This window comes from Caldivirga sp. (assembly GCF_023256255.1).
Taxonomy (GTDB): Archaea; Thermoproteota; Thermoprotei; order Thermoproteales; family Thermocladiaceae; genus Caldivirga.
The window spans coordinates 1-26,723 of the sequence record NZ_JAGDXD010000066.1 but is presented as its reverse complement, the minus strand read 5'-3'; the positions used below and the strand labels follow the sequence as shown (position 1 = coordinate 26,723).

At 42.5% G+C, this 26,723-nt stretch carries 28 protein-coding genes; 11 read left to right on the top strand and 17 right to left on the bottom strand.

What is annotated here, in order from left to right; genetic code table 11:
• Nucleotides 1–78: 78 nt before the first annotated feature.
• The 4 genes from Q0C29_RS10100 to Q0C29_RS10085 all read right to left on the bottom strand — a co-directional run bounded on the left by Q0C29_RS10100 (nt 79) and on the right by Q0C29_RS10085 (nt 2,534).
• The gene (locus Q0C29_RS10100) at nt 79–498 is read right to left on the bottom strand and encodes a NifB/NifX family molybdenum-iron cluster-binding protein (protein ID WP_292000540.1); all 420 of its coding nucleotides are present in this window, start codon (nt 496–498) and stop codon (nt 79–81) included.
• A gap of 86 nt (nt 499–584) precedes the next feature.
• The gene (locus Q0C29_RS10095) at nt 585–1,166 is read right to left on the bottom strand and encodes a hypothetical protein (RefSeq protein ID WP_292000539.1); all 582 of its coding nucleotides are present in this window, start codon (nt 1,164–1,166) and stop codon (nt 585–587) included.
• Between the two features lie 330 nt (nt 1,167–1,496).
• Nucleotides 1,497–1,853 carry a hypothetical protein gene (locus Q0C29_RS10090; RefSeq protein ID WP_292000538.1) on the bottom strand — a complete coding sequence of 119 codons (357 nt, stop codon included), beginning with the start codon at nt 1,851–1,853 and terminating at the stop codon, nt 1,497–1,499.
• 24 nt (nt 1,854–1,877) lie between these two features.
• Nucleotides 1,878–2,534 (bottom strand): cobalamin adenosyltransferase, encoded by a 657-nt coding sequence (locus Q0C29_RS10085; RefSeq protein WP_292000537.1) that lies wholly within the window; start codon nt 2,532–2,534, stop codon nt 1,878–1,880.
• Between the two features lie 251 nt (nt 2,535–2,785).
• Between Q0C29_RS10085 and Q0C29_RS10080 the strand changes: the two genes are divergently transcribed.
• Complete coding sequence (locus tag Q0C29_RS10080; RefSeq protein WP_292000536.1) at nt 2,786–5,173, top strand: tRNA(Met) cytidine acetyltransferase TmcA; 2,388 nt, start codon at nt 2,786–2,788, stop codon at nt 5,171–5,173.
• On the opposite strand, the gene Q0C29_RS10075 is transcribed toward Q0C29_RS10080, so the two are convergent.
• Together Q0C29_RS10075 and Q0C29_RS10070 are read right to left on the bottom strand one after the other, a co-directional pair.
• Complete coding sequence (locus Q0C29_RS10075) at nt 5,167–5,523, bottom strand: hypothetical protein (protein WP_292000535.1); 357 nt, start codon at nt 5,521–5,523, stop codon at nt 5,167–5,169. The genes Q0C29_RS10080 and Q0C29_RS10075 overlap by 7 nt on opposite strands.
• Nucleotides 5,524–5,805: 282 nt before the next feature.
• Entirely contained in the window at nt 5,806–6,033 is a 228-nt protein-coding gene (locus Q0C29_RS10070) for a hypothetical protein (RefSeq protein WP_292000534.1), read from the bottom strand.
• On the opposite strand from Q0C29_RS10070, the gene Q0C29_RS10065 reads away from it, so the two are divergent.
• Nucleotides 6,011–6,652 (top strand): hypothetical protein, encoded by a 642-nt coding sequence (locus tag Q0C29_RS10065; protein WP_292000533.1) that lies wholly within the window; start codon nt 6,011–6,013, stop codon nt 6,650–6,652. The genes Q0C29_RS10070 and Q0C29_RS10065 overlap by 23 nt on opposite strands.
• Nucleotides 6,653–6,693: 41 nt before the next feature.
• On the opposite strand, the gene Q0C29_RS10060 is transcribed toward Q0C29_RS10065, so the two are convergent.
• Both Q0C29_RS10060 and Q0C29_RS10055 read right to left on the bottom strand, forming a co-directional pair.
• On the bottom strand, nt 6,694–7,716 hold the full coding sequence (locus Q0C29_RS10060; protein ID WP_292000532.1) for a polyprenyl synthetase family protein: 1,023 nt from the start codon (nt 7,714–7,716) through the stop codon (nt 6,694–6,696).
• Nucleotides 7,717–7,746: 30 nt separating this feature from the next.
• Nucleotides 7,747–8,208, bottom strand: a complete 462-nt coding sequence (locus tag Q0C29_RS10055; protein WP_292000531.1) for a methyltransferase domain-containing protein — start codon at nt 8,206–8,208, stop codon at nt 7,747–7,749.
• A gap of 259 nt (nt 8,209–8,467) precedes the next feature.
• Between Q0C29_RS10055 and Q0C29_RS10050 the strand changes: the two genes are divergently transcribed.
• The 3 genes from Q0C29_RS10050 to Q0C29_RS10040 all read left to right on the top strand — a co-directional run bounded on the left by Q0C29_RS10050 (nt 8,468) and on the right by Q0C29_RS10040 (nt 12,947).
• Nucleotides 8,468–11,101 carry an adenosylcobalamin-dependent ribonucleoside-diphosphate reductase gene (locus Q0C29_RS10050; RefSeq protein ID WP_292000530.1) on the top strand — a complete coding sequence of 878 codons (2,634 nt, stop codon included), beginning with the start codon at nt 8,468–8,470 and terminating at the stop codon, nt 11,099–11,101.
• A 39-nt stretch (nt 11,102–11,140) separates the two neighbouring features.
• Nucleotides 11,141–11,401 carry a hypothetical protein gene (locus Q0C29_RS10045; protein WP_292000529.1) on the top strand — a complete coding sequence of 87 codons (261 nt, stop codon included), beginning with the start codon at nt 11,141–11,143 and terminating at the stop codon, nt 11,399–11,401.
• A 190-nt stretch (nt 11,402–11,591) separates the two neighbouring features.
• Entirely contained in the window at nt 11,592–12,947 is a 1,356-nt protein-coding gene (locus tag Q0C29_RS10040; protein WP_292000528.1) for a hypothetical protein, read from the top strand.
• On the opposite strand, the gene Q0C29_RS10035 is transcribed toward Q0C29_RS10040, so the two are convergent.
• A complete protein-coding gene (locus tag Q0C29_RS10035) occupies nt 12,948–13,949 on the bottom strand; it encodes an ATP-dependent 6-phosphofructokinase (protein ID WP_292000527.1) in 1,002 nt (333 codons plus the stop codon). It lies immediately after the preceding gene.
• A 319-nt stretch (nt 13,950–14,268) separates the two neighbouring features.
• Between Q0C29_RS10035 and Q0C29_RS10030 the strand changes: the two genes are divergently transcribed.
• The 3 genes from Q0C29_RS10030 (at nt 14,269) to Q0C29_RS10020 (ending at nt 16,403) form a co-directional block, all read left to right on the top strand.
• Entirely contained in the window at nt 14,269–15,459 is a 1,191-nt protein-coding gene (locus Q0C29_RS10030) for a pyridoxal phosphate-dependent aminotransferase (RefSeq protein WP_292000526.1), read from the top strand.
• A 258-nt stretch (nt 15,460–15,717) separates the two neighbouring features.
• Nucleotides 15,718–16,062, top strand: coding sequence for a hypothetical protein (locus tag Q0C29_RS10025; protein WP_292000525.1), 345 nt, complete (start codon nt 15,718–15,720; stop codon nt 16,060–16,062).
• A 128-nt stretch (nt 16,063–16,190) separates the two neighbouring features.
• Entirely contained in the window at nt 16,191–16,403 is a 213-nt protein-coding gene (locus Q0C29_RS10020) for a hypothetical protein (RefSeq protein ID WP_292000524.1), read from the top strand.
• 234 nt (nt 16,404–16,637) lie between these two features.
• Here the strand turns inward: Q0C29_RS10020 and Q0C29_RS10015 are convergent, their stop codons facing one another.
• From Q0C29_RS10015 to Q0C29_RS09995, 5 genes are all read right to left on the bottom strand, one after another.
• Complete coding sequence (locus Q0C29_RS10015; protein WP_292000523.1) at nt 16,638–18,722, bottom strand: DUF87 domain-containing protein; 2,085 nt, start codon at nt 18,720–18,722, stop codon at nt 16,638–16,640.
• Nucleotides 18,695–19,177 carry a hypothetical protein gene (locus tag Q0C29_RS10010; protein WP_292000522.1) on the bottom strand — a complete coding sequence of 161 codons (483 nt, stop codon included), beginning with the start codon at nt 19,175–19,177 and terminating at the stop codon, nt 18,695–18,697. Before Q0C29_RS10010 ends, Q0C29_RS10015 begins: the two co-directional genes overlap by 28 nt.
• The gene (locus Q0C29_RS10005; RefSeq protein WP_292000521.1) at nt 19,137–19,448 is read right to left on the bottom strand and encodes a hypothetical protein; all 312 of its coding nucleotides are present in this window, start codon (nt 19,446–19,448) and stop codon (nt 19,137–19,139) included. The genes Q0C29_RS10010 and Q0C29_RS10005 overlap by 41 nt, the downstream gene beginning before the upstream one ends.
• A complete protein-coding gene (locus tag Q0C29_RS10000) occupies nt 19,448–20,257 on the bottom strand; it encodes a hypothetical protein (protein ID WP_292000520.1) in 810 nt (269 codons plus the stop codon). Before Q0C29_RS10000 ends, Q0C29_RS10005 begins: the two co-directional genes overlap by 1 nt.
• A 90-nt stretch (nt 20,258–20,347) precedes the next feature.
• Nucleotides 20,348–21,742 (bottom strand): alpha-glucosidase/alpha-galactosidase, encoded by a 1,395-nt coding sequence (locus tag Q0C29_RS09995; protein WP_292000519.1) that lies wholly within the window; start codon nt 21,740–21,742, stop codon nt 20,348–20,350.
• Nucleotides 21,743–21,812: 70 nt separating this feature from the next.
• Here Q0C29_RS09995 and Q0C29_RS09990 point away from each other — a divergent pair, with 70 nt between their 5' ends.
• Together Q0C29_RS09990 and Q0C29_RS09985 are read left to right on the top strand one after the other, a co-directional pair.
• Nucleotides 21,813–22,727 carry a sugar phosphate isomerase/epimerase gene (locus Q0C29_RS09990; protein ID WP_292000518.1) on the top strand — a complete coding sequence of 305 codons (915 nt, stop codon included), beginning with the start codon at nt 21,813–21,815 and terminating at the stop codon, nt 22,725–22,727.
• A gap of 55 nt (nt 22,728–22,782) precedes the next feature.
• A complete protein-coding gene (locus tag Q0C29_RS09985) occupies nt 22,783–23,175 on the top strand; it encodes a nascent polypeptide-associated complex protein (RefSeq protein WP_292000517.1) in 393 nt (130 codons plus the stop codon).
• Nucleotide 23,176: 1 nt separating this feature from the next.
• On the opposite strand, the gene Q0C29_RS09980 is transcribed toward Q0C29_RS09985, so the two are convergent.
• Both Q0C29_RS09980 and bgaS read right to left on the bottom strand, forming a co-directional pair.
• Nucleotides 23,177–23,866 carry a DNA repair protein gene (locus tag Q0C29_RS09980; protein ID WP_292000516.1) on the bottom strand — a complete coding sequence of 230 codons (690 nt, stop codon included), beginning with the start codon at nt 23,864–23,866 and terminating at the stop codon, nt 23,177–23,179.
• Nucleotides 23,867–23,984: 118 nt separating this feature from the next.
• Nucleotides 23,985–25,445: a beta-galactosidase BgaS gene (bgaS, locus tag Q0C29_RS09975; RefSeq protein WP_292000515.1), complete on the bottom strand. Its 1,461-nt coding sequence runs from the start codon at nt 25,443–25,445 to the stop codon at nt 23,985–23,987.
• A gap of 486 nt (nt 25,446–25,931) precedes the next feature.
• On the opposite strand from bgaS, the gene Q0C29_RS09970 reads away from it, so the two are divergent.
• Nucleotides 25,932–26,384, top strand: a complete 453-nt coding sequence (locus Q0C29_RS09970) for a RecB-family nuclease (protein WP_292000514.1) — start codon at nt 25,932–25,934, stop codon at nt 26,382–26,384.
• A 158-nt stretch (nt 26,385–26,542) separates the two neighbouring features.
• Here the strand turns inward: Q0C29_RS09970 and Q0C29_RS09965 are convergent.
• The coding region (locus Q0C29_RS09965; protein ID WP_292000513.1) for a hypothetical protein at nt 26,543–26,723 on the bottom strand (181 nt) is incomplete at its 5' end.

Genomic DNA, 26,723 nt, shown 5'->3' with positions numbered 1-26,723 from the left:
ACTAATAGAACATATAGAGGAGGTATACTGTACCTTATAATGAATTTAAACTATGTATACTATATGGTTAGTTCATGGTTATTCAAGTTCATTCATGTTCCTCTCATTGGGAATCTCCTTAAGGTAATCTATTATTAAGTCTATTTGCGTATTAGGCTCCACGAAAACAAGTTGAACACCCATTGATGTGAAGTATGAGTGGCTTAATGGACAAGCCCCTGAGGCTATCACAATATTAACATCATTCAGTACATTATTGCGAAGCCACTCATACTTCTCGACACCATGCATTGGTACACCTATCTCACTCATGGCGCTGTGTATTGCCTCAGGATCATCTAGATCTGCAACATTACCCAGTGGATTATCCCTGGTTTCAACATGCTTTAAGTTCCCTGTCTCCTCATCGTAGTCGTATATTACGTATCTTTTCGCGTGGGCGAAGTGCCCATCACTTATGGTTTTACCGTCATTAGTGCATAGGGCTATCCTAATCATATGGAGTAAGTTTGCTTAACCTAATAAACTAATGCCTGAGCATTAAGGATTCACGAATAGTCACGGCTGGTTTATTTAATACCCTTTTAAATTCGTCTCAAATCAGATCCACTTAAAGTGGATAATTCAATACTTCTAGTTAAGTGGTTCACCAGCGCCTTAACCCTGTTAACCCCCTCCTCAACCTCCTTAACCATAGGCTTAACCTCCTCATTCCACACCTTAAATACCCTTGGGGGTAAGCTTCTGGCTAGGTAGACTGTCCTAATTACCGCATTAGCCTCAAGGGGTCTAGCCTCCCATGGCAACCTAGTTTCCTCAGTCTCCTTAATTTGAATGTACCTAGCTTTACCGTTCTCCAGGGCTTGAAGATGGTGAGAAAGGAGGTGCAGTAACGTGCTTAAGTCAGCCTTATAGTTAACTAGTATTACTGATTCACTGGCGGCATATAATCCAAGCACCGTTGAGCATGTACCTGAATCAAACCTACTGCACTCATTAACATTATTAATGGTGACTATTAACCTAGGCTTCTCAACATTAAGAGTCTCGGTGATTAACTCAATAATACCCTCCATACTGCTTTCTAAGTCACCTAGGCTTCTCAGAACATTACTCCTAATCATAGAATCAACCTGGTGAATTAACCCCCTATAGTCTAACCCCATTAATACAATTACCTGTTCCCTTTTATTAACCTTAACTCATATTAATATTGATAATAGGTTAAGATTGAAAGCTACATTAAATAGTCACCAATATTAATGATTCTTCCGTGAGTGGTAGGCGATGTAGATGATTCTAAAGGAGTAACTAGGCAATGACTTTAGTTCAGTTTATGGGAGGCTAATCTTTTAAGCCCATTTAGGGAGCCTAATTATTGAAGAAGTGATGTGGCGGTCGGTTACTGAGACTTGATGAGTAATCGCATGGGCTGATTAAGACTTATGACCCAATTTATGTGAATTACATGGTTAATAAGGTTTCCATAAATGCATTTAGGGCTTAATTAAATTCTCGAATTCGCCTAAGTCTACATTAGCAACCTTAATTATTTGCCTAGGCTTACACCTATTAGCCAAGTACCTAAGAGTCTTTAACGCCCCATCCTCAGATGATACTTCATACAACTCAATCCTAACATCCATATTGTTGGCTACAACCTCATTAGCGTTAAGCAGGTACTTTGTGTAGTCAACCTGGGGGCATAGTATAGCTATTTGGAAAACTCTACCAGGTCCCTTTCTTGCATTAATAACGGCTGAGCTTAAGGTCTTCTTAACCGCTTCCTCACCATTCTTACACACATCTATGATTACGTAATCAGTTATGCATTCCTCATGAGGCTGCTGCATGATTAGCCTTAATAGGCCTTAGTTTTAAGCGTTATTATCCAGTGTGCTTGACAGTAATGCACCGGTGACGTCATCAATTGACTTATACACCTTACCGCCGAGGCAATAAAGTGACTGCGCCACTAACTTATCGGCATGATTAAGAACTTTTATTATATTATCTACTTCAGGGTACTTGTCAAGCATTGATGAGGCAACCCTACCGCATTCCCTTAGCTTAACCCTAATTCCATCAATGGCCTGGGCCTCCGGGGTAGAGGCCACTATCCATCCAACGTCACCCCTATAGGATGAGCATAAGTCACTAACCTTAGTTTCAAGGAGGGTTTCCACTATCTTAACCTTACTTAGCCTCTCCTGGGTTCCTTGAACCAAGTAGGCGTTTAACTGCATGGATAATGCCATAACCACTGCAGCCATCGACGCTACCTTAAGTTCATTCTTGAAGTTAAGCCTAATCCCATTAGTCAAGTTAACTAACTCATCAAGGCAACCCATTAGCATTATTGCTGGTGAATCCTTCCTAAGCCTCATGGTCCTTCCAAAAACCGGTATGGTACTGTATCCGCTATCACCAGGACATGCTACGTCACCTGCTACTTCCCGGCAATCCGTAAACAGCGGTAATCTCGCCACAGGCTTAGGATCTTCACAGCGCTGCTCCTTATCCACCTCAGGCACCTAATTTAAACTCGCGCAGGCTTTAATAAGCTATTTTTTAAAATGATTACGTACCCATAGCTTAAAGTTTAACCCTACTCTGATTTACATCCACGCTTCATAATGTTGAGTGCATTAAGGTCATTATAATAATCGCAATAACACCCTACGTGTGATTAATCCTTAGCCACGTTTAGGTAAGTGCTGGTTAAGTGCCATTAGGTTTATTGTAAAGATTTATTAACTCAACATCAGCGTCTTAAAGGTGACTTATGTCTGAATGGGTTAAGGATCTTGAGGACTTCATTAGGAGTGGTGTTAAGGCTAATCATAGGAGAATCGTAGTCTTAGTTGGGTCAAATGATGATGCCGTAGCTGAATCCGCAGTGGAGGTTGTTAAGCTGTTCCTAAATTTAACCAATATGAACAATGGTGTTTACTTATATCAACCTGAGTACGGTGATGCGAGGAGGAGATTGAAAGTCTTCATGGATGGTATGGGCAGTATTAAGTTCAAGCCAATGCCCTTTAAGGACACTAAGTTGCTCCTAGGTCAAACGCTAGACTATGCAGTGGTAGACCTATTCAATGACCTTAAGCCAAACGACATTGGTAGGGTTGGCAGTGTTGTAAGGGGTGGCGGTATCTACGTGTTCTTAATGCCTCCAGTGGATAAGTGGCTTAGGTCCATTACTAAGTTTCAACTTAAGCTAATAACACCCCCTCATAAACCAGAGGAGGTTAGGCAGTACCTTAAGTTTAGGTTCTGGGAAAGCCTAATGAAGGGTGAGGGTATTTCAATATATGATATAGATGGATCTAGTTTCATTAAGCCCCCTCAACCAGTTAATACACTGGAAGTGGGTCAAGCCCAGTTAAGTATACCTAACATTAAAGGTAAGGCTATTGAAGTGTATAAGCTGGCTAAAACACAGGATCAGGTTAACGTAATATCAATGCTCGAGGGTATGATAAATGAGAAGGGTAAGGTTAATGCAGTTATAATAGCAGATAGGGGTAGGGGTAAGTCCGCAGCCGTGGGGCTTGCCGTATCATTAATTGGACATAGGTTAAGGAGGAGACGTGGGGTTGCTAGAATAGTAGTTACTGCTGAAAGCCCTGATAATGCTGAAACACTAATGGAGTTCGCTAGGAGGGGTTTCGAGGAATTAGGTTACGACGTTGAAGTTTCCAGAACCGGTGGCAGTATTGTGGGTTTATCAACAAGGGGTGTTTACGTGGATTACTACAAGCCTTACCCACTTATGTCCCTACAGAGGCCAATTGACCTAGTTGTCGTTGATGAGGCAGCCATGATGCCCCTACCGGTGCTTTACGGCATACACAATAAGTTCAATAGGGTTATCTACTCAACCACAATACATGGCTACGAGGGCGCTGGTAGAGGCTTCAGTGTTAGGTTCCTTAAGTACCTTAAGAGCAGGAGGAGTATTAGGGTTCTTGAGTATGAAATGACTGAGCCGATAAGGTATGCTAAGGATGATCCCATTGAGAAGTGGCTCTTTAAGACATTTCTACTTGATGCTGAGCCAGCCCACGTTAATGATGATGACTTGAAACTGATTAATGAAGGCAGGGTTAAGTACATTGAGCCGAACATTGATGAATTATTCCTTAAGGATGAGGAAACGTTAAGGCAATTCTTCGGTATATATGTTCAGGCCCACTACAGGAATGAACCCGACGATTTAGGAATGATGATGGATGCTCCCCATCACACGGTCAGGGCATTAACACTGGAGAATGGTAAGGTAGTGGTTTCAATTGAACTGGCTGAGGAGGGTGGTTTAGATGATGATACCATTAACAACATGGTTTTAGGCTTCAAACCCCCAGGCAATATAATACCGGATAGGATGGTTAAGTACTGGAAGATACCGGATTTCGCTAAGTTAAGGGGGTGGAGGATAGTCAGGATAGCTACCCACCCTGAACTTCAGGATAAAGGGCTTGGTTCCAGAGCCTTAGGAATGCTTGAGAATGAAGCTAGGGTAAGGGGATTAGATTGGATTGGGGTTGGCTTTGGGGTTAATGCGCAGCTCCTCAAGTTCTGGGTTAAAAACGGGTACTTACCGATACACATAAGCCCCGAGAGGAATCCAGTAAGTGGGGAGTATAGTGTACTGATGATTAAGCCTATAAGCAATACCGCTAAGGAGGCTGTTTACTACGCTAATAGGGAGTTTAGGATAAGGCTATTGAGTAGTTTAAGTGGACCCTATGTTGGACTTGAGCCTGATGTGGCCCTAATGCTACTGGCTAGTAATGAACCAGCGGCTCCACTTCAAGAATTGAACCTTACCAAGGGTCAGTTTAATAGGCTTGTAGCCTATGCCTGGGGCCCCATGACTTACGAGAACACTGTGGACGCATTAATTGAGTTATTCAAGGCGTACTTCATGAGGATTAGTAAGGTTGGCTTTAGGATACCTGAGATAATGGAAAAGGGCATTATTGCAAAGGTTTTTCAATCAAAAACCTGGAGTGCTGCGGCTAGGGAACTCGGGGTTAAGCCAACGGTTCTCATGCTTGGTTTAAGGGCCATATCGAGAGTACTGCTGGTTTACTTCTACGGTAATAGCTTCAACATACCTGTTTTCATGATTCAACCATCCAAGAGGCAGAAGCAGGCCTACTGATTGCCCTGCCCATTATTCTCAGGGCTTAGTCTCACGGGTATTATATAGGCCTTAACAGGCCTATTACCCATAAGCTCAAGTACAGTAACCCACTCAACATCCTTAATTTCCACAGGTATTGATTTAAGGATCCTTAAGTAAGCTTCCTTAGCTTCACGTACAACGTTAAGTAGTTCCTTAGAATCCAACCCAATGTTAACCATTGATTCAACATCGATTGCGCTAATTGGCTCACCCTTAGGTGCGGATTTCTTCAAAGTGGACTCTATCTCAGTAAGCTCCTTAACCATACTCTCAACAAACCTACTGAACTCACTAATACTCCTAAACACTATATAGTCAGTGCTCACTGAGTAAAAAGTAGTATTCGGTTTTTAAAATTACCCATTGTAGATCAGTCAAGCTGGTTAAGCATCCATGATTGCAACCTGTCCTTTATGGTTGAGGGGTTAAGGTAATTTAGTTGAAAGCCTAAATTCCCCTCCTTAACTTAAACTTTACTGCTTTATCATGCTCATTAAGGACAGAAAAGAGGGTTCAGTGTTTTTCAACTTGTTTCACAATGACCTATTACTGTTCCATATGGTGGAACTAAGGTTCCGGGACATGTCCCTTTAAAGCGCGTTCACCGGCTACTCACCTATGAAGCCGGTGAGCCTATTCATACTGGCTATGGCTATAGGACTAGCTACAGCGTTAGTCGCATCGCCAGTGCACTTGATGGTTAACCCAGCTGCTGCCATAAACTCAACAGTATCAAATTCAACCACGACTGAAGGCGCCCTATTAACTACTACAAGTACAACTACTACTTCACCAGCACCTGGTAATTCATCAATGGCCCAGAATGCAACCTGCACTGCAGCAATGGTTCACGTTGAGCTTAGCCTATTCTTCTACCAGAAGGTTAAGGTTCTGGCTAATGCAACTGGTGAATTAAAGCTAGTTAATTATACACTAAGTGAGGCTTACAATTTAACTAAGGTTGCTAATGAGACTTTAAGCAAGGGACTATGCTTCACAGCGTTGAAGGAGGCCATAGAGGCGATTCACTTGGAGCAGAGGGCTTGGAGCAGCGTTATTAGGGCATTTAACGTGGAGAAACATGTTAACATAACTGAAATCGCTAAGGCTGAGGCTGAGTTAAGAATGCTGAATAGGACACTTACTGTAGCCTACAGGATAGCTAATGAGACAGGTAACTATACTTTAGTAAGTAAGATAAGGAGTTTAATTAATCAAACTAAGTTAGCCGAGAAGCTGATTAAGGAAGGTAACTACACTGGAGCATTAAAGACGCTCAGTAATGTTAAGCAGAGTATGGTGCAATTAGCTAAGCAGGTTCATGAGGAGGCTAAGAAATGGGCTGAGGAGTATAAGGTCCTTCATGGCCACGGTAAAGGCAATGGGCACACTAAGCCAAGTAGTGGTAAAGGTCAGGACAACGGTAGGGGCCACTCAAGTAAAGGCCACTCCTAAAACATTAACCTCAGTCTCTTTTCTTAAAACTTTTTAATTTTTCAATACTCCCTATAAACTATGAATCTTGCTAATTCCTCAAGCTTCTTCGTGTGCTCGTTCCTAGGTATCTTGCTTAATTCATTGATGGCCTTATCCATGTACTCATTAGCCATCCTAAGGGCCTCTTCCCTAGCCTTAGTTGATGAAATAACCTCCACAGCCTCCTTAACATCATCCTGGGTTGGCCTCTGCTTAGAAAGTACACTCAACAATTTACTAGCATGCTCGCTCTCGAGGAGTGAAAGTAATATAACTAGGTTACCAACCTTATGCTCCTTAAGGTCCTTACCAATCTCCTTACCGAACTTCTTTAAGTCACCGAATATGTCAAGGACATCATCTATTATTTGGAAGGCTATACCCACGTTATGGCCGAAGTTACTTAAGGCCTTTAACTGTTCATTACTACAGCCTGCTGAGTAACCTCCAAGCCACATTGATGTCTTAAACAATGCTGCAGTCTTAAGCGAAATCATTCTTAAATAAAGGTCCCTTAGAACTGGGGTTATTTCCTTAACTAGCCTATTCTCAATGAAGTATGGGTCCCTCCTGCCTGAATACTCCATTAGGATATCAAGCCTCTCACCCTCATCAATCGCCCTTATTGTTTCAGCAACAATCCTAGCCACTTCACTGGGGTTCCTAGTATCTAACACAGCCTCCTCAATAGCCTCCCTATACCATATCCCCACCAGTATTGCTGTGTAGTCACCGTATTTCTTCCTTACCGTCGGCATATTCCTCCTCAAGTCTGCTTCGTCAATTATGTCATCGTATATGAGGGAGTAGTTATGTATTAACTCAACTATGGCAGCGTAGGGTAAGGAGGATTCAAGGGAACCACCGCAGGCTAAGGCAGATTCAATAACCATCAGTGGCCTAATTCTCTTACCGCCAGTGGCCACTTGATAGAGTACAGCATCCCTGAATGATGGGTCAACACCTATGGTTAAGTACTTTTCAATTGCCTTATTAACCAATTCTCCATACTTCTCGTGCAGTTCACTTAAAACGTCAACCATAGTCACGGAATTAAACAACGTTTTAAAGTATTAGCCACCGCGAAGTAGCGTAGCGATAAGCTCATTATCAATACTCCTAGGTGACCTAGCGAGGACAAGACTACTAACCCTACGTGCCTCCCTTATCAAGTCTGAGCCGTCTAAGTCAGCATTAACAGTGTTAAGTAGAATAGAGGTGTTGAAGGATGATGACCTAATGGGCAACATTGCTCCATCGGAGCATACAACGTCAACATTAGGTAGACTAGCTGGGTACCTTAATAAGCCGCATGCAATATCAATACAGGCGTACTGCTTCGTAATACCTGAGAGTAAACCCGCCCCAATTCCCAGCCCACACCCAATGTCAATAACCCTCACATCCCTTAACTTAACCCCCTCAATTAATGTTAAATAACCCGTAACACTTTCCACTAGGTAAAGCTCAAGGTAACTTAACCCCATTCTCTCGTAGAGTTCCCTAACTCTTACCTTACTGGTAATTGTCATCATCCGTATCTTTATTAGTTGCAGGTCTCTTAATTCTTATTTTTACGGAAGGGTATTTAACTAGGTAGGATAATTATCCTACCTATGGGAGGTTTACTTTCAGTCACCTCTCTATCAGAAACCGTATTAATCAGAAGGGTGAAGGAACTCATTATGCCAGCTGCAGGTAATATACTTATTGTTGACTGTTCACTGCGGGATATTTTAACTGCTGGTTCTTTATTATTGAATAGGAAGGGTTTATTAGGGGTGTTGCCGTAATATGGAACAGAAAGTTACTGGAGAGAGAACTATGATTACGGTAATTAAGAGAAACGGCCTAAGGGAGGAATTTAATCCAGTTAAGTTACTTAACAGTTTAAAATTAGCGGGGGCACCTGATCCGGAACGTGTACTTGAGGAGGCTACTGGCCAAATTAGGGGTAAGGGTGAAGTTAACTCAAGTGAAATATCTGATGCTGTTCAATTAATTATGCTTAACTTAATTAGTGAGGACTTTAGGTGGCATGATGCAGCTAGAAACTACCTACTCTTCAGTATTTACAAGCAGGTCTGGGGTAAGGAGGTGATTAAGAGTGTTAATTCAGGTTCATTAACATTAAGTGAAGTCTACAGGAGGGGCTTCAGGGATTGGTTCAACCACGGGCTTAACCAAGGCTTATGGAACCCTGATGCTGCTAAATTCTATGAGAAGCACTTGGATGAGTTAATGAGTAAACTGGACCCATCAAGGGACATGCTCCTAACCTATAATGGTATTAGGACACTTATGAGTAGGTACCTTATGAAGAGACTTGATGGCTCATTCTTTGAGACCCCACAGTACATGTGGATGAGGATAGCCATGGGTGTAGCCTACAGTGAGGTTAAGTACGGTAATGACCCAGTTAATTGGGTTAAGGAATTCTACGACTTAACAAGTCAATTGAAGTTTCTTCCCAATTCCCCAACAATGTTTAACGCCCTCACTAAGCTGGGTGAGTTATCGGCATGCTTCGTTATACCTGTTGATGACTGCTTAAGTAAGGATAGTAATAGGGATAATCCAAACTGCTTCTTCGGAATAATGGATGCAGCCAAGTTAGCTGCATTACTCTTCCAAGCCGGTGCTGGGGTTGGTTACCAGTTCGGTGAATTAAGGCCTGAGGGTGATGTCGTTAAATCAACGAGTGGTGTGGCCTCAGGCCCATTATCATTCATGAGGCTCTTCGATACCCTGGTGGATGTTATTAAGCAGGGTGGTAAGAGGCGTGGAGCTCAAATGGGTATGCTCTTCTGGTGGCATCCTGATGTTGAGAAGTTCATAACTTCAAAGACAGGTCAATTGAAGGATGTTCAGCTCCAGAACTTCAACATAAGCGTAACCATAGATGATTACTTCATGACCAAGGCCCTAAGGGGTGAAGACGTATATCTACTTAATCCAAGGGAATGCAATTGCCTATACCAAACTTGGGGCCAGGATTTCGTTAAATGTTATGAGGAATGCGTAAGCAAGGTTAAGGCAGGCCTGGTGAAGGTATGGAGGAGGGTTAATGCGGGTGAATTATGGAGTAAGATAGTTGAGTCAGCCTGGGATAGCGGTGACCCAGGATTATGGAATAAGGATGTGGCTAATAGTAAGATAGAGTTCATAAACAATGCGGTGTTTGATAAATATAAGGTGATAAATGGAACCAACCCATGCGGTGAAGTGGCCCTGTACCCATTTGAATCCTGCAACTTAGGTAGCATAAACTTAACCAGGTACATTAAGGATGGTTCAATTGATTGGGAATCCTTGGCTAAGGATGTGGTTCTAGCGGTCAGGTTCCTTGATGATGTTATTGACGCTAACCAGCACCCACACGAGTACCTTGATAGGGCTAATAAGGCTAGTAGGAGAATTGGCCTAGGCATTAATGGTTGGGCTGATGTACTGGTGTCACTTGACATACCTTACGATTCACCTAAGGCCATTGCATTAGCCGACGTGGTAATGGGGTTTGTAACGAGGGTTGCAGTTAGGGCCAGTGTAGAGTTAGCTAAGGAGAAGGGCCCATTCCCGCTTTGGCCATCAAGCAAGTGGAGGAGTGGCTTCCTACCCTGGAGGGCTCATGAGGAGAGGGTTTCAAAGATGCTTGAGGTTAAGGGTGTTTCAAGCGACGTGGAGGAGTACCTTGATATCCTTAAGTTAGGTTACGGTGAATTAGGTAGCCTACCCAATAAGGCTGAGGAGTACTTGGCTAAGTTAAGGGCAACTGATGATGAGTTAATTAAAGATGCATCAACAGTGGGTGTTAGGAATGGTGCCTTAATCAGCATTGCCCCAGAGGGTTCAAGAAGCCTAATTGCTGGGGTTAATTCAAGCATAGAGCCTATCTTTGCAATAGCCTACGTGAGGAATTTAAGCATTGGGAAGTTAATAGAGTATAATTACACAGCCCTCAGGAAGCTTAAGGACTCCAATGCATTGGATAATGAAACAACCTCCAAGGTGCTTGAAACCGGTATGCTGCCCAGTAACCATGTAATGCATTCACTACTCAAGACCGCTAATGAAATACACTGGAGGTGGCATGTCTTCATGCAGGTCACCTTCGCCAAGTGGAGTGACTCTGGGGTAAGCAAGACAATAAACATGCCCAGTAACGCAACTAAAGAGGATATCAACGGAGCATACAGCCTGGCCTGGGCCCTAGGAGCATTCGGTATAACGGTGTACAGGGATAAGAGTAAGTCAGTTCAAGTAATATACACTGGCGTCGAGAGGAAGGGTAAGGCCCAGAGCACTGAGTCTAAGGCAATTAAGGTTACTGTTAAGGCCATTAACCTCAATAAGGAAATCGAGGAGAATAAGCTTGAGGAAATAGGTGAAACAGATGACCCAGCGTGTAGAACAGGGGTATGTGGATAAGGCATTAACTTATTAAGCTAACCCTGATTAAAGTAGTTAATGGTGGATCAAGGAAGCGTTAAGGAGGTGGTTAAGGGCTTCTTTAAATCAAGGGGTATTGTTAACATTAGGTACATTAAGGTTCATGCCAATGAACGTGAGGGTTTAATGCACATAGGCATCTACATTGAGAAGCCCATAAGCTTAACAACCCTTGTTGACTTAACGGTGGAATTAGGCAATAGGTTTAAGTTAAGTAATTGGCAGATTTACGCGCCTCATGGTGGATTAATTAGATTAACAGGTTCAATAATTAAGTGATTCCTTACCTTCATTATTAATCCTCACTTAGCGATGTAGATGGTTAATTCATAATGAGTACCCACACCTTAGGCACCCTTGATTTGTTTGCACCACCTGGCGATAAGCCTATAATTGAACTATTATTATCATTAAGGTTTCCTTTAACTACATGAATAATACTTTAAAACTTACCCCTATTCCTTAGTTTATGGTTAGGTTGCCTGTTTTGTTTCTGGAGCCTCCTCTTGGGGCTGTGGGGTTTCCGGGTGGTCCAAGCTTTAAGTATCTTCAGGGTGGGGTTTCTGGTGAGGTTGCTTCCTGGTTTGAGACTTTTTGGAAGTGGGCTGGTGATTTTGAGTCTAGGGTTTTGAGTAGGCTTAAGGCTCTCTACCCTGATGTTGAGTTTACGCCATACTACGCTAGGAGTATTGATGATCTTGAGGATGCCTTAACCAAGGAGACTGATGCGGTGGGTTACGTTGTGGTTGATCTACAGGGCCCATCGGGGATGGTTCAGAGGGTTTTATCAGCAGGTAAGCCCGTGATCTTCATTGCTGAATCCCTAGGCGGTGGTGGGGATTACCTACTCTACAATAGGCTCCTTGAACAATACCCAGTATTAGGCATTGTGACCAGGAGTATTGACTCAGACGAAGCCCTAGGCCTGGTGAAGTACCTGGTGGCCCTGGCTAGGCTTAGGGAGACCCACGCCGTAGTCATTAGTAATAGGGACTTATCCAACTGGCTATCCCAAGTATCCAGGAATACTGGGGTTAGGTTCACTTTAATGAGTGGTGGTGAGTTTGTGGATAAGTACTACAGTAAGGTTACTAATGATGAGGCTAAGCCCATTGCCGAGGCTTGGGTTAAGGGTGCCTCACATTACCCGGAGCCCGATAAGCAGTGGCCTGAGGTTTTGAAGAGTGCTAGGCTTTATATTGCCGTTAATAGGCTTCTTGAGGATTATAAGGCTAATGCAGTAACCATTGATTGCCTAGGCCTTAGGAGTGCATCAGGTGTTGTTCTTGATGCTTGGCCATGCTTAACCTGGATGCAGCTCTGGCTTGATGGTAAGTACGTGCCAATGTGTGAGGCTGACGCCAACTCACTAATAGCAGCATTAATAGGCAAATACCTACTGAACACTGCCGGTTCAGCCACTGACCCAGTTACCGATGAGTTAACTGGTGAGGTCATATACTACCACTGCTACCTACCAATCAACCCCAAGCCGGGCATTAGGCTTAGGTACTCGATAATACCATCGCATTTAGGCACTAGGTATGCTGCGGTTAATGTGGAGTACCCTGTTGGTTCAGATTTAACGGCGGTGGGTATTGATGCGGTTAATAGGGTTATGCATATTCACGTCAGTAGGGTTACCGGTAATGAACTATCACTACCAGCATGCGGAACTAAGGTTATCGCCAAGGCTAATGTTAAGGCATTGAATGGGAAGTGGGGTGCAGGCTGGCATAGGGTGCCTCTACTGGGTGATCACAGGGATGAACTTAGGAAAGTGGCTAGACTAATGGGATTTAAGGTAATTGAGGAGGATCAATAATTAATTAATCCAAAAATCCTCATAAAGCCTAAGCCATTCACCACCAACAAGCTTATTCCTACCAACAACCTCATGTATTGGTACGTAACCATACCTTGACCCACTGTAATTAACCATAACATTACATAACTCGTTCTCCACGGCCTCATAAGCCTTAGCAGCATAGTTAACGGCTAAAACCCGATCAAACACAGATGGTTGAACACCCCTTATTGAATGACCTGGTGAAACACCCCTAGTTTCTATCCCAGTCATTTTCTCAATTAACTCAGCCAACTTATACCCAATTCCATTAGGCATGGGGTGCTTATTGGCTGTAATCATACCGTCACTCACGTTAATGCCCTCAGCTGTTACAACTAATGCGTAGTGCTTTACCTTATAGGCCTCAATAAGCTTATTAATTATGAAGTCTATTGTTAATGGGTATTCAGGTATTAGTGTTGCGTCTGCCATTGTTGCTAGTCCTGTGTGTAGTGCTACCCATCCTGCTTCCCTACCCATAACCTCAACTACGCCAATCCTCTCATGAGACACTAACGTAGTCTTAAAAGACTCAGTAACATTAACAGCAGCATTAACAGCAGAATCAAAACCAATAGTAAAATCAGTACCAAAAACATCATTATCAATAGTCTTAGGAATATGAATGACTCGTATATCCAGTTCAGTGGCCTTATAGGAGGCTTTCAATGATCCATCGCCACCAATTGCAAGCACGCAATCAAGGCCATAATTATTAATGGCTTCAACAAGTTTCCTAGCATCATCTTCATTATCAAACACATTTCTCCTCGACGTCTTAAGTACTGTGCCACCCATTGATAAATAGGGCAATATATCCATGGATTCAATTCTCCTAATGGAACCATCAATGAATCCTTCCCAACCATGAAGCACAGCGAATAATTCATGCTTCTTCTCAGCTAGCTTAATGAAGGAGTAAACTGCAATGTTTAATCCAGGGGCATCCCCACCACTGGTTAGTATTCCAATCCTCATGATTCCTCACCCCTATATTTCATGTTAATTGCCCAGTAATTTCCAATGGTGATTAAGTAATCCATAGGTAGTTACTGGGTTAAGCGAATTTAACTCTTGTGGTGTTATCCTAGGGTTGGGTTAAAATGAGTGTACTTAAGTGTACTCATTGGTAATGAGTGATTAATATTATTGAACTAGGTTTTCAAGTAATCTGGGGGTATTTATAAGCCTATGATTGTTAATGGTTTTACGCAATCATGTATAGTATCTACATTGTATGTTTAATTTGCTAAAAATAAATACGTAATGCATATATATAAGCCTTAGCGTGTGTATTGTGCGTGAACTTTCCGATAGAATATCCGCTTTAAGGGAATCACCAACCAGAAGAATTGATGCGATAAGGGAAAGGCTTAGGCGTGAAAACAGGGATATAATAGTTTTATCCGCTGGTCAACCAAGCATACCCCCACCCCCTGAGATTAGGGCAATAATGGCTGAGGAATTAGCTAAGGAAAGCATGGACCTATACGCGTACACGCCAAGTCAAGGTATAGTTGAGTTAAGGGAAGCTGTTTCTGAAGACTTGAAGAGACTTGGTTCTCTTGACGTTAAGCCTGATGACATAGTTATCGTAGCCGGTGGTCAGGAGGCCATGTTCGCAACATTAATGACTATATTGAATCCTGGTGATGAAGTAATACTAATGGATCCAACATACTTCGGTTACAAACCCCTAATAGAGTACTTCGGTGCTAGGATCAAGAGGTTAAAGTTAAGCATGGATGATGGTTTCAGGATAAACGTGGAGGCTCTTAAGGAATTAATAAGCAGTAGGACTAAGGCAGTGATCCTTGTTTCCCCAGATAATCCAACGGGTTCCATAGTTAGTGAGGATGTTGCAAAGGCCTTAGCCGACTTAGCTAAGGATAAGGACTTCTGGATAATATCGGATGAAGCCTACAGAACCCTAATCTACGAGGGTAATCACGTATACTTCTATAAGTACGCCCCAGATTACGTAATATCCTTAAACACGTTTTCAAAGGATCCTGGAATACCAGGTTGGAGGCTTGGCTTTGTTTATGGACCCAGGGAGGTTGTTTCAAGAATTAAGCTAGCCGGTGAGGAGATGACGTATTGTCCACCATCATTTGCGCAGCGCTTTGTAGCAACATACTTAAGATCTGAGGTTAGGTTAAAGCACATTAAGTACGTTGTTGAGCAGTACCGTGCTAAGAGGGATGCAGCCGTTGATGCTATTAGGAGGAATTTACCTGAGGCTAAGTTCATAGTCCCGAAGGGTTCAATGTTCATTTTCGTGGATTTGGCGAAGTACATTGATGATAGTGACAAGTTCGCTGAATTCGCCATGGAGAAGTATAGTGTTGCCTTAGTTCCGGGAAGCTACTTCAGTGAACAGTATAAGGCGGCTGTAAGGGTTTCATTTGTGTGGGAGAGGACTGACCGCCTAATTGAGGGTATTAGGAGACTGGCTGAGGCGGCCAAGGCTTATAAATCTTCATGAATCATTGCAGGGCAGTATCCTCATTAAAACTGACGTAATCGTTTAAATAGGTGATAAACTATTGTATGAAGGTTTTTAAGCATATTACGTGACTTTACCTTAATGCTAAAGTTTACACCCCCCTTGGCGTGATGCGTCAGAGTACGTGGATGTTAGGTTAAGTGAAGTGCTCTATGAGACTGACTTGGCTATTAAATTTCTGGAACAGGGCCTTTACAGGCTGCGGGCAAGGTTTTTCAAGCATGGAGGGCGATTTTAGTGGCAGCTGCGGCCCTAAATAGGGACCTAGTGGCTAAGCGTTATCCTGGTACTGTGAAGGATAGAGTTGGGGTTATTAGAAGTAGGGTGGATATGATTATAGCACTAATGCCCACGGTTAGGATGAGGGAAGTTGCTGGCATTCTCACAGATAAGTATGGGTGGGACATATTATATTTAACGGACTTAGCGTTAGGTATTCATGAGTTCCAGTACAATGGTCTTGACCCTGAGGGGATGGCAAGTAAGCATGTTGACATACATGATATGGAGAGGTACATAAGGCACTTGGCTGAAAAGGATACTGAATGGGCTAAGAGACTTGGTGAAGCCAAGAGTCATTAAATTACTAAACGTAGCTCCCTCTCCACCTAAAACAAACAGGGTGAACACTAGGCACTTAGAATATTCCTACTCCTTAAGGTGGGGATCATTTATAAACAGGTGGGTACACGGAGGTAAGGGTGTTAAGGGTGTCGACGGTTCTCAATATGGCGAAGAAGACTTTAGCCCTATTGGGTGAGCAGATTTACAAATGCCCAAGCTGTGGGTATGGTTTAACTGTCGAATCCCAGGTGGTTAGGGAGAGGGGTGATTACTATGTTGTGGAAAGGGTTCTTAGATGTAGGAAGTGTGGAGTTAGGATTAGGCAGTTAGTTTACTTAAATAAAATTAACCTACAGTAGGTTTACATTTGGTGATGAAAAACATTGCGGTTTATTTTAATTATAAAGTTACCCGCCTACTCCTCCTCCCACTCCTCAAACTCCTCTTCCTCAAACTCCTCCCACTCCTCCTCAAACTTACGTACTGCCGGTTTATTCAACTCCTTCTGCTCCTTAATCATAAGCCAAGATTAGGCCCTGAGTTTAAAAGAATTACCTTAATCTAAGTTAATCATTACTTGAGTAATACTTAAATTAATTATTCGTGGGTTTTAGTCTTGGATCAAGATCCACAAGTACTTGCCTCCTTACAGGCCCCTCTATAAGTAATGCCCTACTTCTATTCCCCATCATGTGAGGTGCTAAGCCTAGCCTAAGCCACTCAAATTCATTTTGGTCAAGCTTAAGGTAACTCATAGACTCAATTATGTAGGAATCAGGTCCACCCATCATTATGATTAGGGGCATGTTTTGAATTAGGCTACTTGATACATTAGTTAGAGTTTGTGTTATAAGCATCACACCAAGGCCCGACTTCCTAAGCCCCCTCACGTAGAGTTCCATTAACTTACTACCCATGACGTAGTACGCCTCATCAATAGCCAGTATACTGCTTAGCTTACCCATCTTACCGGCAAACATCGAGTAAAGGTATGCGGTAACCTGGTTCATCGCGAAGGCTGTTAATTCAGGGTTAGGTAATATTGACTTAAAGGATAAAACCATCCCCTGCCTTAACTCCTCAGGGGTAATAAGGCCCCTTCTGCCTAGGCTGTTAGATATAATGCTATATATGTATGAGAGTTCCACACTATACGTAGCCTCCGCTGCTTTACTAAACGTCTCCCTAAAGTCTTCATGTTCATTAAAGTCTCCTAAATCACTCAGTATTAAGTCAAGGTCACTTACATTGAATGCCTCAGATATTGACTGCGCAACCCTTAGTATAGTCTCCTTACCCTCAACCTTACTTACAGGATTAAGGAAGTCCACGAAGCGTTCAGAAACATCAATAGTGGGTAAACCTAAGTTACCGTATTCACCATGTGGATCAATTACCACAACCCTTAACCCCATTTTAATTAACCTAGCTAATATGGTCCGTGCAGCCCATGATTTACCCATACCAGTAGGCCCCAGTAGAAGCATGTGGCCTGCCGGTAAGGAATCTAGGTCAACCTCAACAGGTTTTCCAAGACTATCAACCCCAATTCTAATAACCCTACCGCCTTCACTTAACCTTAGTCTCCCCCCAATAAGCGGTATGAATACTGCAGTGTCATGGGATAGCCCATTAAGTAGGAAGCCTTCAGGAACCCATAATGCGTATGATGCAGCCTTGCTCTTAATGGTGCTAACATATTCAAAGCCTCTATTGCACAGTAGCATTAACCTTAATGGTAATTCACCCGTTGATAATCTGTCTATTACGTTCCTCCAGTATAATAAGCCTGGGTAACTCTTACCTCTTTCCTTAACCACAAGGGACTCTGAGGCTTTATGATACTCCCTAGTAGCCAGTATTGATAATTCACTGTTCCCTGATATTATAAGGGCATAATCACTAATAGTATTATGGAACGCCTTCGCCAATGAGTAAACATCAGCTGGCGTTAACTTACTCATCATAAGTTCATTCCTGGTACTAATCCTGCTGAATAAGAATCCATTATTAACAGTGAACCTTCCGCTTAAATAATGCTTAATCACTATTGTGGCGAATGTTAACCAAGGTATAATACCCAAGACCCCGAACAGTAGGGAAACTACTAATGATGCCGCTAGCACGATCACTAGGCTTGATGCAGGGTATGGTGATTGATTTATAAGGTTTCTAAGCTCATCTCCCTTAATTGGTTTAAGCATGAAGTAATCCTCTAGTACATTAACAGCATTTGCTTGAAATGCCTTGAAATCATTAAACGGTGGTTCATCAACCATAGATACCCTAATCAGCTTCCTATCGCTGGTTACTATGAATGCTACATAGCATTTATCGCATAGGTTCAACCTAAGTAGCATTTCATTAACAAGATTAACGAACCTATCTTCACTCAGCCTAAGTAAATCATGAATAGGTTCAGCAAGTAGAAATAAGTGAATAAGCTTATTAACTGGGTCATAAACGTAATTATCCCTCACCACTAATTGCGGCCCTACACCATGCTTGGTAGATAAGGTTAGTAAAACTAGGTCATTCCTGAATATTATTATTAAAACTACTAGAGCTATTAGGGCGTATCTAGTTATTAATGAGGAAAGTATTATCAGCGTTAATGCGGTAATCATTATTCTAATTCTCGTGGTGAAGATCATATTGACCTTGGGAGGAAATTCCACCTAAACATCCTGAGGGGTTTATGATTAATGTTCTTACCGTTCACTAAGCGTTCCGCAGCGTCACTACTGATCCCTAGTTCGCTCATTAGTAGTTTAACAACCTTAGCTTTATCAAATGATCCACTTGAAACGTAGTTAAGTAAATCATCTTCATTTTCAGCTAAAGCCATTAACACTATTATGTTTAATCCCTTAGCCTTAATTATTTTAAGTAAGTTAACTACATCATACCACCTATATCTACTTAACAGTTTCCTTAACTTTCTGATGCACCATTGCCTTAATTCACCGCAGTCCCTCAGGTAAATTCCCAGTTCCCTAGGTATTTTACTATCATTAATACTATACTTACGTAAGCTGGATTCCTGAGTGGCTTCGTGATCCACCAGGGAGTTAAGGGTATTATTCACGAAACTACTGTACTTGGTTATGCTTCTCTTCACCATATGGCTCACATTTACTTAACCTGAACCTTAACCAAGTCTTTATGAAGTCCGCTAATCTTGAATTATACTTACTTACTTCAACACATATGTCATCTATGGTAACCTTATTCAGTATCTTAGTTACTAACTCATCATCCTCACCGAATATTTCAGTGAAATTCTCAAGAAGCTCAATGGCTATGTCTGTTTTGCTTCTCTTAATGGATACTTGTTGATTAACTTGAGTTGCATTACCATCATCCTCCATTATTATTCTTCTAATCCTATCAATATCCTTCATCATCTAACCACCCCCATGTACATGCTGACTTGGTTAACCATGTCCTTAGTTAATTCATCAATGGACTTCTTAAACACAACAGCTTCCCTATACTTAACCGCTAATTCACCCTTCAGAGTAAGTGCCATGGCTACTGGGTCAAGTCTAACTAAGTACACCTTACCTCTTATAACATATCTATTAGCCTCCTTTGGGTAACCATCAAAGTACTCGTGGTACTTGTTAACTATAACGTTAACCATGGCCTCATCATCAACTATCTTAGTTAACCACTTGTACAATTCACTTAACACACCTACGTAAACTTGACCAGGTTCAATAACAACATTAATTATGTCGCTGTAGTAGAGTAGGAGTGGATAAAGTGGACCTAGGAACCCTGGATTTGATGGAAGGTCTATGAGCAGTATTGATAACCCACTCTTAGCTAGTAAGGCAACCATGTTTGAAAGCCTATTAGCCATGGCCTCAAGGGGCATGGAGAAAACAAGCTTAGGTATCTTTAAGCTCTTCAATGAGCCAGGTGGAATGAATTTAACGTTAGGTTCCTCCTTAGACTCAATCATGTTCAGTTCAGACCCGTAGGCAACGTAATCTATGAAACCACTAGATTCATCAGTGTACTCAACCTTATGAAGCCTACTTGCCGTTACATTACCATCGAAGCCTAAGTCAAGGATAACCACTGGTTCATCAATCATTGACGCTATGTTAGCCACTAAGGTACTCTTACCTGTGCCACCCTTTGGTCCACTAGTGAAGGCTACGGACACTGTTAACGGCCTTAAGCCTAAGCTACTTAGGCTCATTAGGCCTTTAATGCGGCTTAGGTTGATTAGGTGTGCTCACGTAAGTGTATGTTGAAAACAATAATGCCCTACATTTGGTTTAATTTTAAGTCACCTATAGTGTCTCTTCAAATCCTCATTAAATGGTAAGTTAAGTAAATCATCAATAACCTCCCTTGCCTGCTCATTACTCCTCGTCCTGGGGTCATGCATCAAAGCCTCTACCAGTAACTCCCTGCTTCCGGCTAAGTAAGCCTCAAGAGCTCTCTCGGTTACAGCTAATCTAGGGTACCAGACGTATGAGTACATTTTATTGGGTACGTTAACAATCGCCTCAGGTCTAATTGAATCACCCTTAACGTACACCGGCGCCTCAACTATGGCATCACTCGGTAGCCTGGGTAATATACCATTATTGGGTACGTTTAGTATTATTCTCCTCTCAACGCCATTAAGTACACTATCAATGAAATCTACAATATGCTCCCCACTCTTAACAGGTGGGTAAACGTCAGTGGCCTTAACGCTTGAATTGAATGCAGTCCTTTCAAGCCTATTTTCATTCTCCTGATTCAACAGCATCCTAATACCCCACCCTACCTCAGAATCGATACCACCTACGGGCCCATACCAGTAGATCTTAGTTTTAAGATCCCTATGGTACTTCCACGTCCCACTCCTAGCAGTATCACCAAGTGGGTATAGGCCATAAAGCCTATACATGTCCACTGCAGCCCTACTCAGCGTCTCCTCCCATGGACCAGGCACGTAATTGGCCCAGAATTCCTCAGACTTCTTTTCAATCCACTCATCAATTAGGTGGTAAGCGTCCTCCCCATTATACTTAAGCCTAGTTAGGAAGACCACGTGGTTTAAGCCAACGGCCTGCCACTCAATTTTACTGGTATCAAGCCCAAGGGCCTTACTTGCCAACTGCTCAACACCGTGTGCTGCACCATGGCAGTAACCCACTAGTTTAAGCTTAGGGTACTGCATGTGAAGTATCGTTGTTGTTTCAAGGACTGGATTAGAGACTTGAATCATCCAAGCATCCTTAGCGTATTCACTAATTAGCTCAGCTACGTTTAAGGCAACCACGTACTGCTTATAGCCTGTTAGGGTTGGGTAACAGCAGACCATGTTCCATTCTGTGGAGTCAACGCCTCTATAGTATCCATGCTTCTCAGCAGTCTCAACCATCATACCATAATGGTCGTAACCTATCGCGAAGGCTAGGTTAATAATGAAGGAGGAGCCTTCAACACAGGCTTTAGTATCCATGGTCCTCTCAATGTTAATTGGAACCTTAAGTTCACTGAAGTACTTCTGGGCTAGTATATAGGACCTAGTTAACCTATGTTCATCAATGTCCATTAAGGCTAATGTAATGCCATGAAGGCTACTGGTTAAGGCGAAATCCCTAAGGAGGCTCGCTATGAAGGCCTTACTACCAGCACCAATGACGCATACTTTAACACCCTTAACATTTGGATTAACAGCAGCCATGAGGTAAATGATTATGGATACTTTTAAGTATTACGTATAGCTTAAAAATCGTTCATGCCGAATTAACAGTATGGATTCCCCTAGGGTTAACCTAGCATGGTTATACGCGATAACGAAGTACGGTTACCCACCAAGCATAAGTAACTTCTACGATTTCGTGAACGATGCCGTTAGGCTTGGTTTCAAGGCAATTGAGCTTGAGGTTTACGGTGAGGATAATTTAAAGGCTGTTGAGAGTGAGAAGGTTAAGTTAAGGGACTTTATTGAATCCCGTGGATTGAAGGTTATTAATGTTGCTGGAATATTCCCACAACTACTATCGGCAATTGATGGAGTTAGGGAGAGGGGGCTTGAATTATTCAGGAGGAGTACCGAGTTAGCGGTATTCTTTAACGCTGGCCTAACTCAAACAGACACCTTCACTCCACCAGTTGAGTTCATTGGTTCTAGGCCCTATTCAACGGCAATAGTGTTTGCTGAAAGGTATAGGGTTAGGATTCCCGCAGGATTCTCATGGAGGAGCTTTTGGAGACTGCTGGTTGAGGTTATGAGGGAGTGTTCAAGGATTGCCCTTGACCATGGCTTAAGGTTCACCATTGAGCCTAGGGTTGGGGAAACTGTGGCTAATAGTGATGCTATGCTTAGGTTAATTGATGAGGTTAACATGGATAATTTTGGGGCTGTATTAGACGTTGGGCATCTTAATGCGGCTAAGGAATTGGTTCCATTATCCATAGAGAAACTTAATGGTAAGATCTTCTACGTTCACGCCTCGGATAATGATGGTAAGGATAATTACCACTGGAGTCCAGGTAGGGGTATTGTGGATTGGGATGCGGTGTTTGAGGAGTTGAGGAAATTCAACTTCAGTGGTTACGTAGCTATTGATGTTGGTGGGCAGGACATTAAGGAGAGGCTTGATGATGAGGTTATGCAGGCTAGGAGGTTTATTGAGGAGATTGGCGTTAAGCATGGGTTATGGTGAGTTTAATTAAGGCCAGTGGTAACTGTTAAATACTGGAGCACCGCTAATAACCAGGATGTTTAACCCTAATGAGGTTAAGAGAATGCTTAAGAGAATGGGGATTAACGTTAACGTTAAGGACGTTGACGCAGTTAAGGTAATAGTGGAGTTAAAGGACGGCAGCAGTATTGAGTTAAGTAATCCAACTGTTGTGCTCCTTGAAATGCCGGGTGGCGTTTTACTTTACCAGGTTCAGGTTGATAAGAGGGATGTTAAGGCTAATCAACCGCAGGCGCCACCAAGAGTGGTTGTTAAGGCGCAATCGCCAAAGTATAGTGAGGATGACATTAGGCTTATCATGGATCAGACAGGGGTAAGTAGGGATGAGGCTATTAAAGCCCTTGAGGAGGCTAACGGAGACTTAGCTGAGGCAATATTAAAACTACAGAGGTCGGGTTTCCATCCCTAAGTTAACCCTTACCGGCATTAAGCCTAGCAAGGCGGCATTGATTACGTAGTGGGCATTCGCCGCATCTTGGTTTCCCCCTAAGGCACCACTCCTTTCCAGTAGTTACCACACCAGCGTGGAAAAGCTTATACTCATATAGTGCCTTGGGCAGTAGGCTCATTAGTCTAATTCTCCACTCCTCGTAATCCCCATAGAGTACCCCACTAATCCTATTAATGACCCTAATTGTGTACGTTGAGACAGGTAACGTTAACCTATTTAGGGCGAAGAGCATTATTGAGTCGGCAGTTTCGTGACCAACACCATCCATTGATAGCAGTATTCCCCTAACATCATCGTCACTAAGCTTGCTTAAAGCCTCTAATCCACCTATGGATACGATATTTTTCGCAATCTCCACCAACCTATTAGCCTTAGTAAACCTGAAGTTTATTCCAGTCAACATGTTGGCTAAGTTAACTGGGTTAAGTTCAGCAAGTGCCCTGAGCGTGTTTAACCCACTTCGCCTAAGCTTAACCATGGCCCCAACAACCCTCTCCCATCTGGTTTGCTGAACCAGTATGGCGGATATGATAACCTCCTCAGGGCTTAAGGCACCACCCCACCAGCTGGGGGATTCAGGCTTATCAATAAACCATCCATTCTCCCTAAGCCTATCACTGATTCCCTCAAACACCTTAAGTAACTTCACAATATCCCCCATTGCACTGACTACAACTGCGTAAGACTTAACACTTACCTCAATTCTAGTGATTAATCACCCACATTTAAGCTATCTATTCATCTCAATGGCTTAGGTGGGAGGCGCTTCATTCAATTTTAGGTGGTTTAACGTAATGCTCCAGGTAATCTGGTATGGCCTTTTGCCTAGCTATCTCCCTCATGACCAGGGCACTTGGCCTAAAGTACCTCCTCTTGGTCGTGTAATCCACGTAAACTAACCCAAACCTCATCCTATATCCTGCAGCCCACTCAAGATTATCTATCAGGTTCCAGTGGAAGTAACCCCTAATATCCGCTCCCTCCTCCATGGCTCTGTGGATTTGATATAAGTGCGACACTATGAACCATGACCTCCACTTATCATGTTCATCAGCTATGCCGTTTTCAGTAACATACATAGGCATCCTATACCTCCTCCAAAGATCCATTAAAACATTGTAAATTCCCTCAGGGTATATTTCCCAACCAAAATCACTACATGGCCTCCTATCACCAGATACGCCTCCAGGTTCACAGGAGTAGCCGAATCCATCTACCGCAATTACGCTTACCCGGCCAGCATCCTGCCTACTCCTCAGCACAGCCCTAGTGTAGTAATTCACACCAATCCAGTCAAGCCTACCCTTCAAGTCATCCCTAGTGACTCCCATGAATTCACCCTTAATTGGAGCATCAAAGAATGAGTAATCCAATCCCTTAGCCTCCTTAACAGCAGCCTCATCACCCTGCTTAAGTGGTTGATAATCAGCGAAGGAGTAGACTAGGCCCACTGGCTTCTTTGAATAAGACTTAATGGCATCATAGGCCCTGGCATGAGCCTCAACCAAGTGCTTACCCGCGGTGGCTAGGGAGTTTAAGTCTAGGTAACCTGGCGGGAAACCTGACTTAACGTAAAGGTAACCCTCAGTTATCACTACCCCTGGCTCATTCATCGTATACCACATGTCAGCTAAGTCCCCTAACTCATGGGCTATGAAGGCTGCGAACTTCGTGAACTCGACTATAGACTTCTTATCAAGCCAACCAGAAGGTGCCCTATCAGGTCCATTCTTCCTAACGGCTATTGGGTCATGAAGCCACGTTGGCATAGCCCAGTGGTAAAGATTAATCACCAGTAACCCACCCCTAGCCTTCCAATCACTCAATATCTCCCTATAATGGTTAACCGCACTCATGTTAGCTAACTTACGTAACTCATCCAATGCAGTATCATTAACTTCAATGTTCACGACGTTACCCTTACCATCCTCATCAACCTTAACCTTAACATCAAAGGTTGGTTTAGGGAATATTCTAGCCCACTCAACAGTTACCCATACTGCATCAAGCCCAAGATCCCTGGCTATTGAATGATCCTGCTTATACAGATCCCAGTAGCCTGGCCCATGCTCAGGTAAGTCACCGCTAACTAGCCCTGACGCAATGTTTTCAGGATCATGAAGCCACACGTACCAGTCACTTACGAATTCGGAACCAGGAGTACCCATTTCATGCTGAGTACCCACCGTGGAGAAGCCGAACCTGAAGTCGCTTGGGAACTTAATCATAGGTTTAACTAATACTTTGAGTTTAATAATGTTTCTATAAATAAGTCATAGTGTTAAATAAATAAATTATAAAGGCATAATATTTGCCCTTTAACCTTTCCTTTATGAGAGGGATTACGTGATTCTTAATTCAAATGCTCATTATAATGTTTACGCTATTTTGCTTCCTTACCCTGAAGTATCATTTCTATTCCATTATACAAGTATCTTTACGGGATCAGCATCACTTACCGGCATTGGAGCTGAGACTCCAGCTCATAGCCCATTAAGCCAAACTCAACATTATTAAGCTAGGATGGTAAAAGTTGAGGATTAGGATACTTAATTCAGTTTCATGAAAGGAGGACTGAATACTGTATCATTAACATACCCATGGTAAACTTAACTTTAGAGAGTCATGTACTCACATGGTTTATTGAAATGTGTACTAAGTTCTGCCTATGCATTGGGTTTAATTTAAAAATACACGCATGAAGATGCTGGTCAATGAGGGAATTAATAGTGTTGATTGATAATGTATCCAGTGTAGCTAGGGCTGTGGAATTCGCTAAGGTGGTTTACGGCTTCGGCATAAAGAACCTAGTGCTAACTCATGTTTACGGTTCAGCAGCCCAACAAGGTGTACCAGAGGCCTTTAAGATAGCTCTAAGGTACTCATCAAGCTTAATAGTACTGCCAACTATTAAGGATGCAGTGGACTTGTTTAAGCCTGATAATATACTCGTCATTAGGAGAATTGGGCCGCAAGTTAAGCCTTTGGCCGAGTTTATTAGCATCAGCGGAAGAATAATGCTTGCAGTAGATGGTTCAGACCAGGACATTAGAATTGAGGGAAATAATATTAGTTACATTACCCCAATTACGCATGACATAGGTGGTCTAGGTCAGCTTACGATAGCCCTATGTTTCTTAGTGAGCAAATGTACATTATCCACCTAAGAATGTAGCTATACTTTTATTAAATTCAGAAGAATCATAATGCAAATATACACTAGCTCAATCTTTACTAATGGTCCAAAGAACTATATCTTTATTATTTTCTTAAATTATTGATTTAAAATAAAAACTTTAATTTTAAATTAAAAATGCATTAATTCTTATCTTCTTCTTAGTGCTATAATGGCGGTTACTGCTGCTATTACTATGACTATTACTATTATTCCTGCTATTAGGGCTGTGCTAATTACTGGTTTTGTGATTGTTACTGTTGATACTGCTGTTGTTGTGGTTGTTACTGTGCTCACAGCAGTAGTGGTTGATGTGACTGTCGTAGTGGCT

Coding starts and splice junctions, on each gene's coding strand:
- Q0C29_RS09995 (WP_292000519.1), bottom strand. CDS start 21,742: ATGGCTGCTGTTAATCCAAATGTTAAGGGTGTTAAAGTATGCGTCATT.
- Q0C29_RS10005 (WP_292000521.1), bottom strand. CDS start 19,448: ATGAAGGATATTGATAGGATTAGAAGAATAATAATGGAGGATGATGGT.
- Q0C29_RS10035 (WP_292000527.1), bottom strand. CDS start 13,949: ATGAGGATTGGAATACTAACCAGTGGTGGGGATGCCCCTGGATTAAAC.
- Q0C29_RS09990 (WP_292000518.1), top strand. CDS start 21,813: ATGGATTCCCCTAGGGTTAACCTAGCATGGTTATACGCGATAACGAAG.
- Q0C29_RS10060 (WP_292000532.1), bottom strand. CDS start 7,716: ATGGTTGACGTTTTAAGTGAACTGCACGAGAAGTATGGAGAATTGGTT.
- Q0C29_RS10045 (WP_292000529.1), top strand. CDS start 11,141: ATGGTGGATCAAGGAAGCGTTAAGGAGGTGGTTAAGGGCTTCTTTAAA.
- Q0C29_RS10100 (WP_292000540.1), bottom strand. CDS start 498: ATGATTAGGATAGCCCTATGCACTAATGACGGTAAAACCATAAGTGAT.
- bgaS (WP_292000515.1), bottom strand. CDS start 25,445: ATGATTAAGTTCCCAAGCGACTTCAGGTTCGGCTTCTCCACGGTGGGT.
- Q0C29_RS10055 (WP_292000531.1), bottom strand. CDS start 8,208: ATGATGACAATTACCAGTAAGGTAAGAGTTAGGGAACTCTACGAGAGA.
- Q0C29_RS10050 (WP_292000530.1), top strand. CDS start 8,468: ATGGAACAGAAAGTTACTGGAGAGAGAACTATGATTACGGTAATTAAG.
- Q0C29_RS09985 (WP_292000517.1), top strand. CDS start 22,783: ATGTTTAACCCTAATGAGGTTAAGAGAATGCTTAAGAGAATGGGGATT.
- Q0C29_RS10000 (WP_292000520.1), bottom strand. CDS start 20,257: ATGAGCCTAAGTAGCTTAGGCTTAAGGCCGTTAACAGTGTCCGTAGCC.
- Q0C29_RS10040 (WP_292000528.1), top strand. CDS start 11,592: ATGGTTAGGTTGCCTGTTTTGTTTCTGGAGCCTCCTCTTGGGGCTGTG.
- Q0C29_RS10095 (WP_292000539.1), bottom strand. CDS start 1,166: ATGGGGTTAGACTATAGGGGGTTAATTCACCAGGTTGATTCTATGATT.
- Q0C29_RS10065 (WP_292000533.1), top strand. CDS start 6,011: ATGGCCCAGAATGCAACCTGCACTGCAGCAATGGTTCACGTTGAGCTT.
- Q0C29_RS10080 (WP_292000536.1), top strand. CDS start 2,786: ATGTCTGAATGGGTTAAGGATCTTGAGGACTTCATTAGGAGTGGTGTT.
- Q0C29_RS09970 (WP_292000514.1), top strand. CDS start 25,932: ATGAGGGAATTAATAGTGTTGATTGATAATGTATCCAGTGTAGCTAGG.
- Q0C29_RS10090 (WP_292000538.1), bottom strand. CDS start 1,853: ATGCAGCAGCCTCATGAGGAATGCATAACTGATTACGTAATCATAGAT.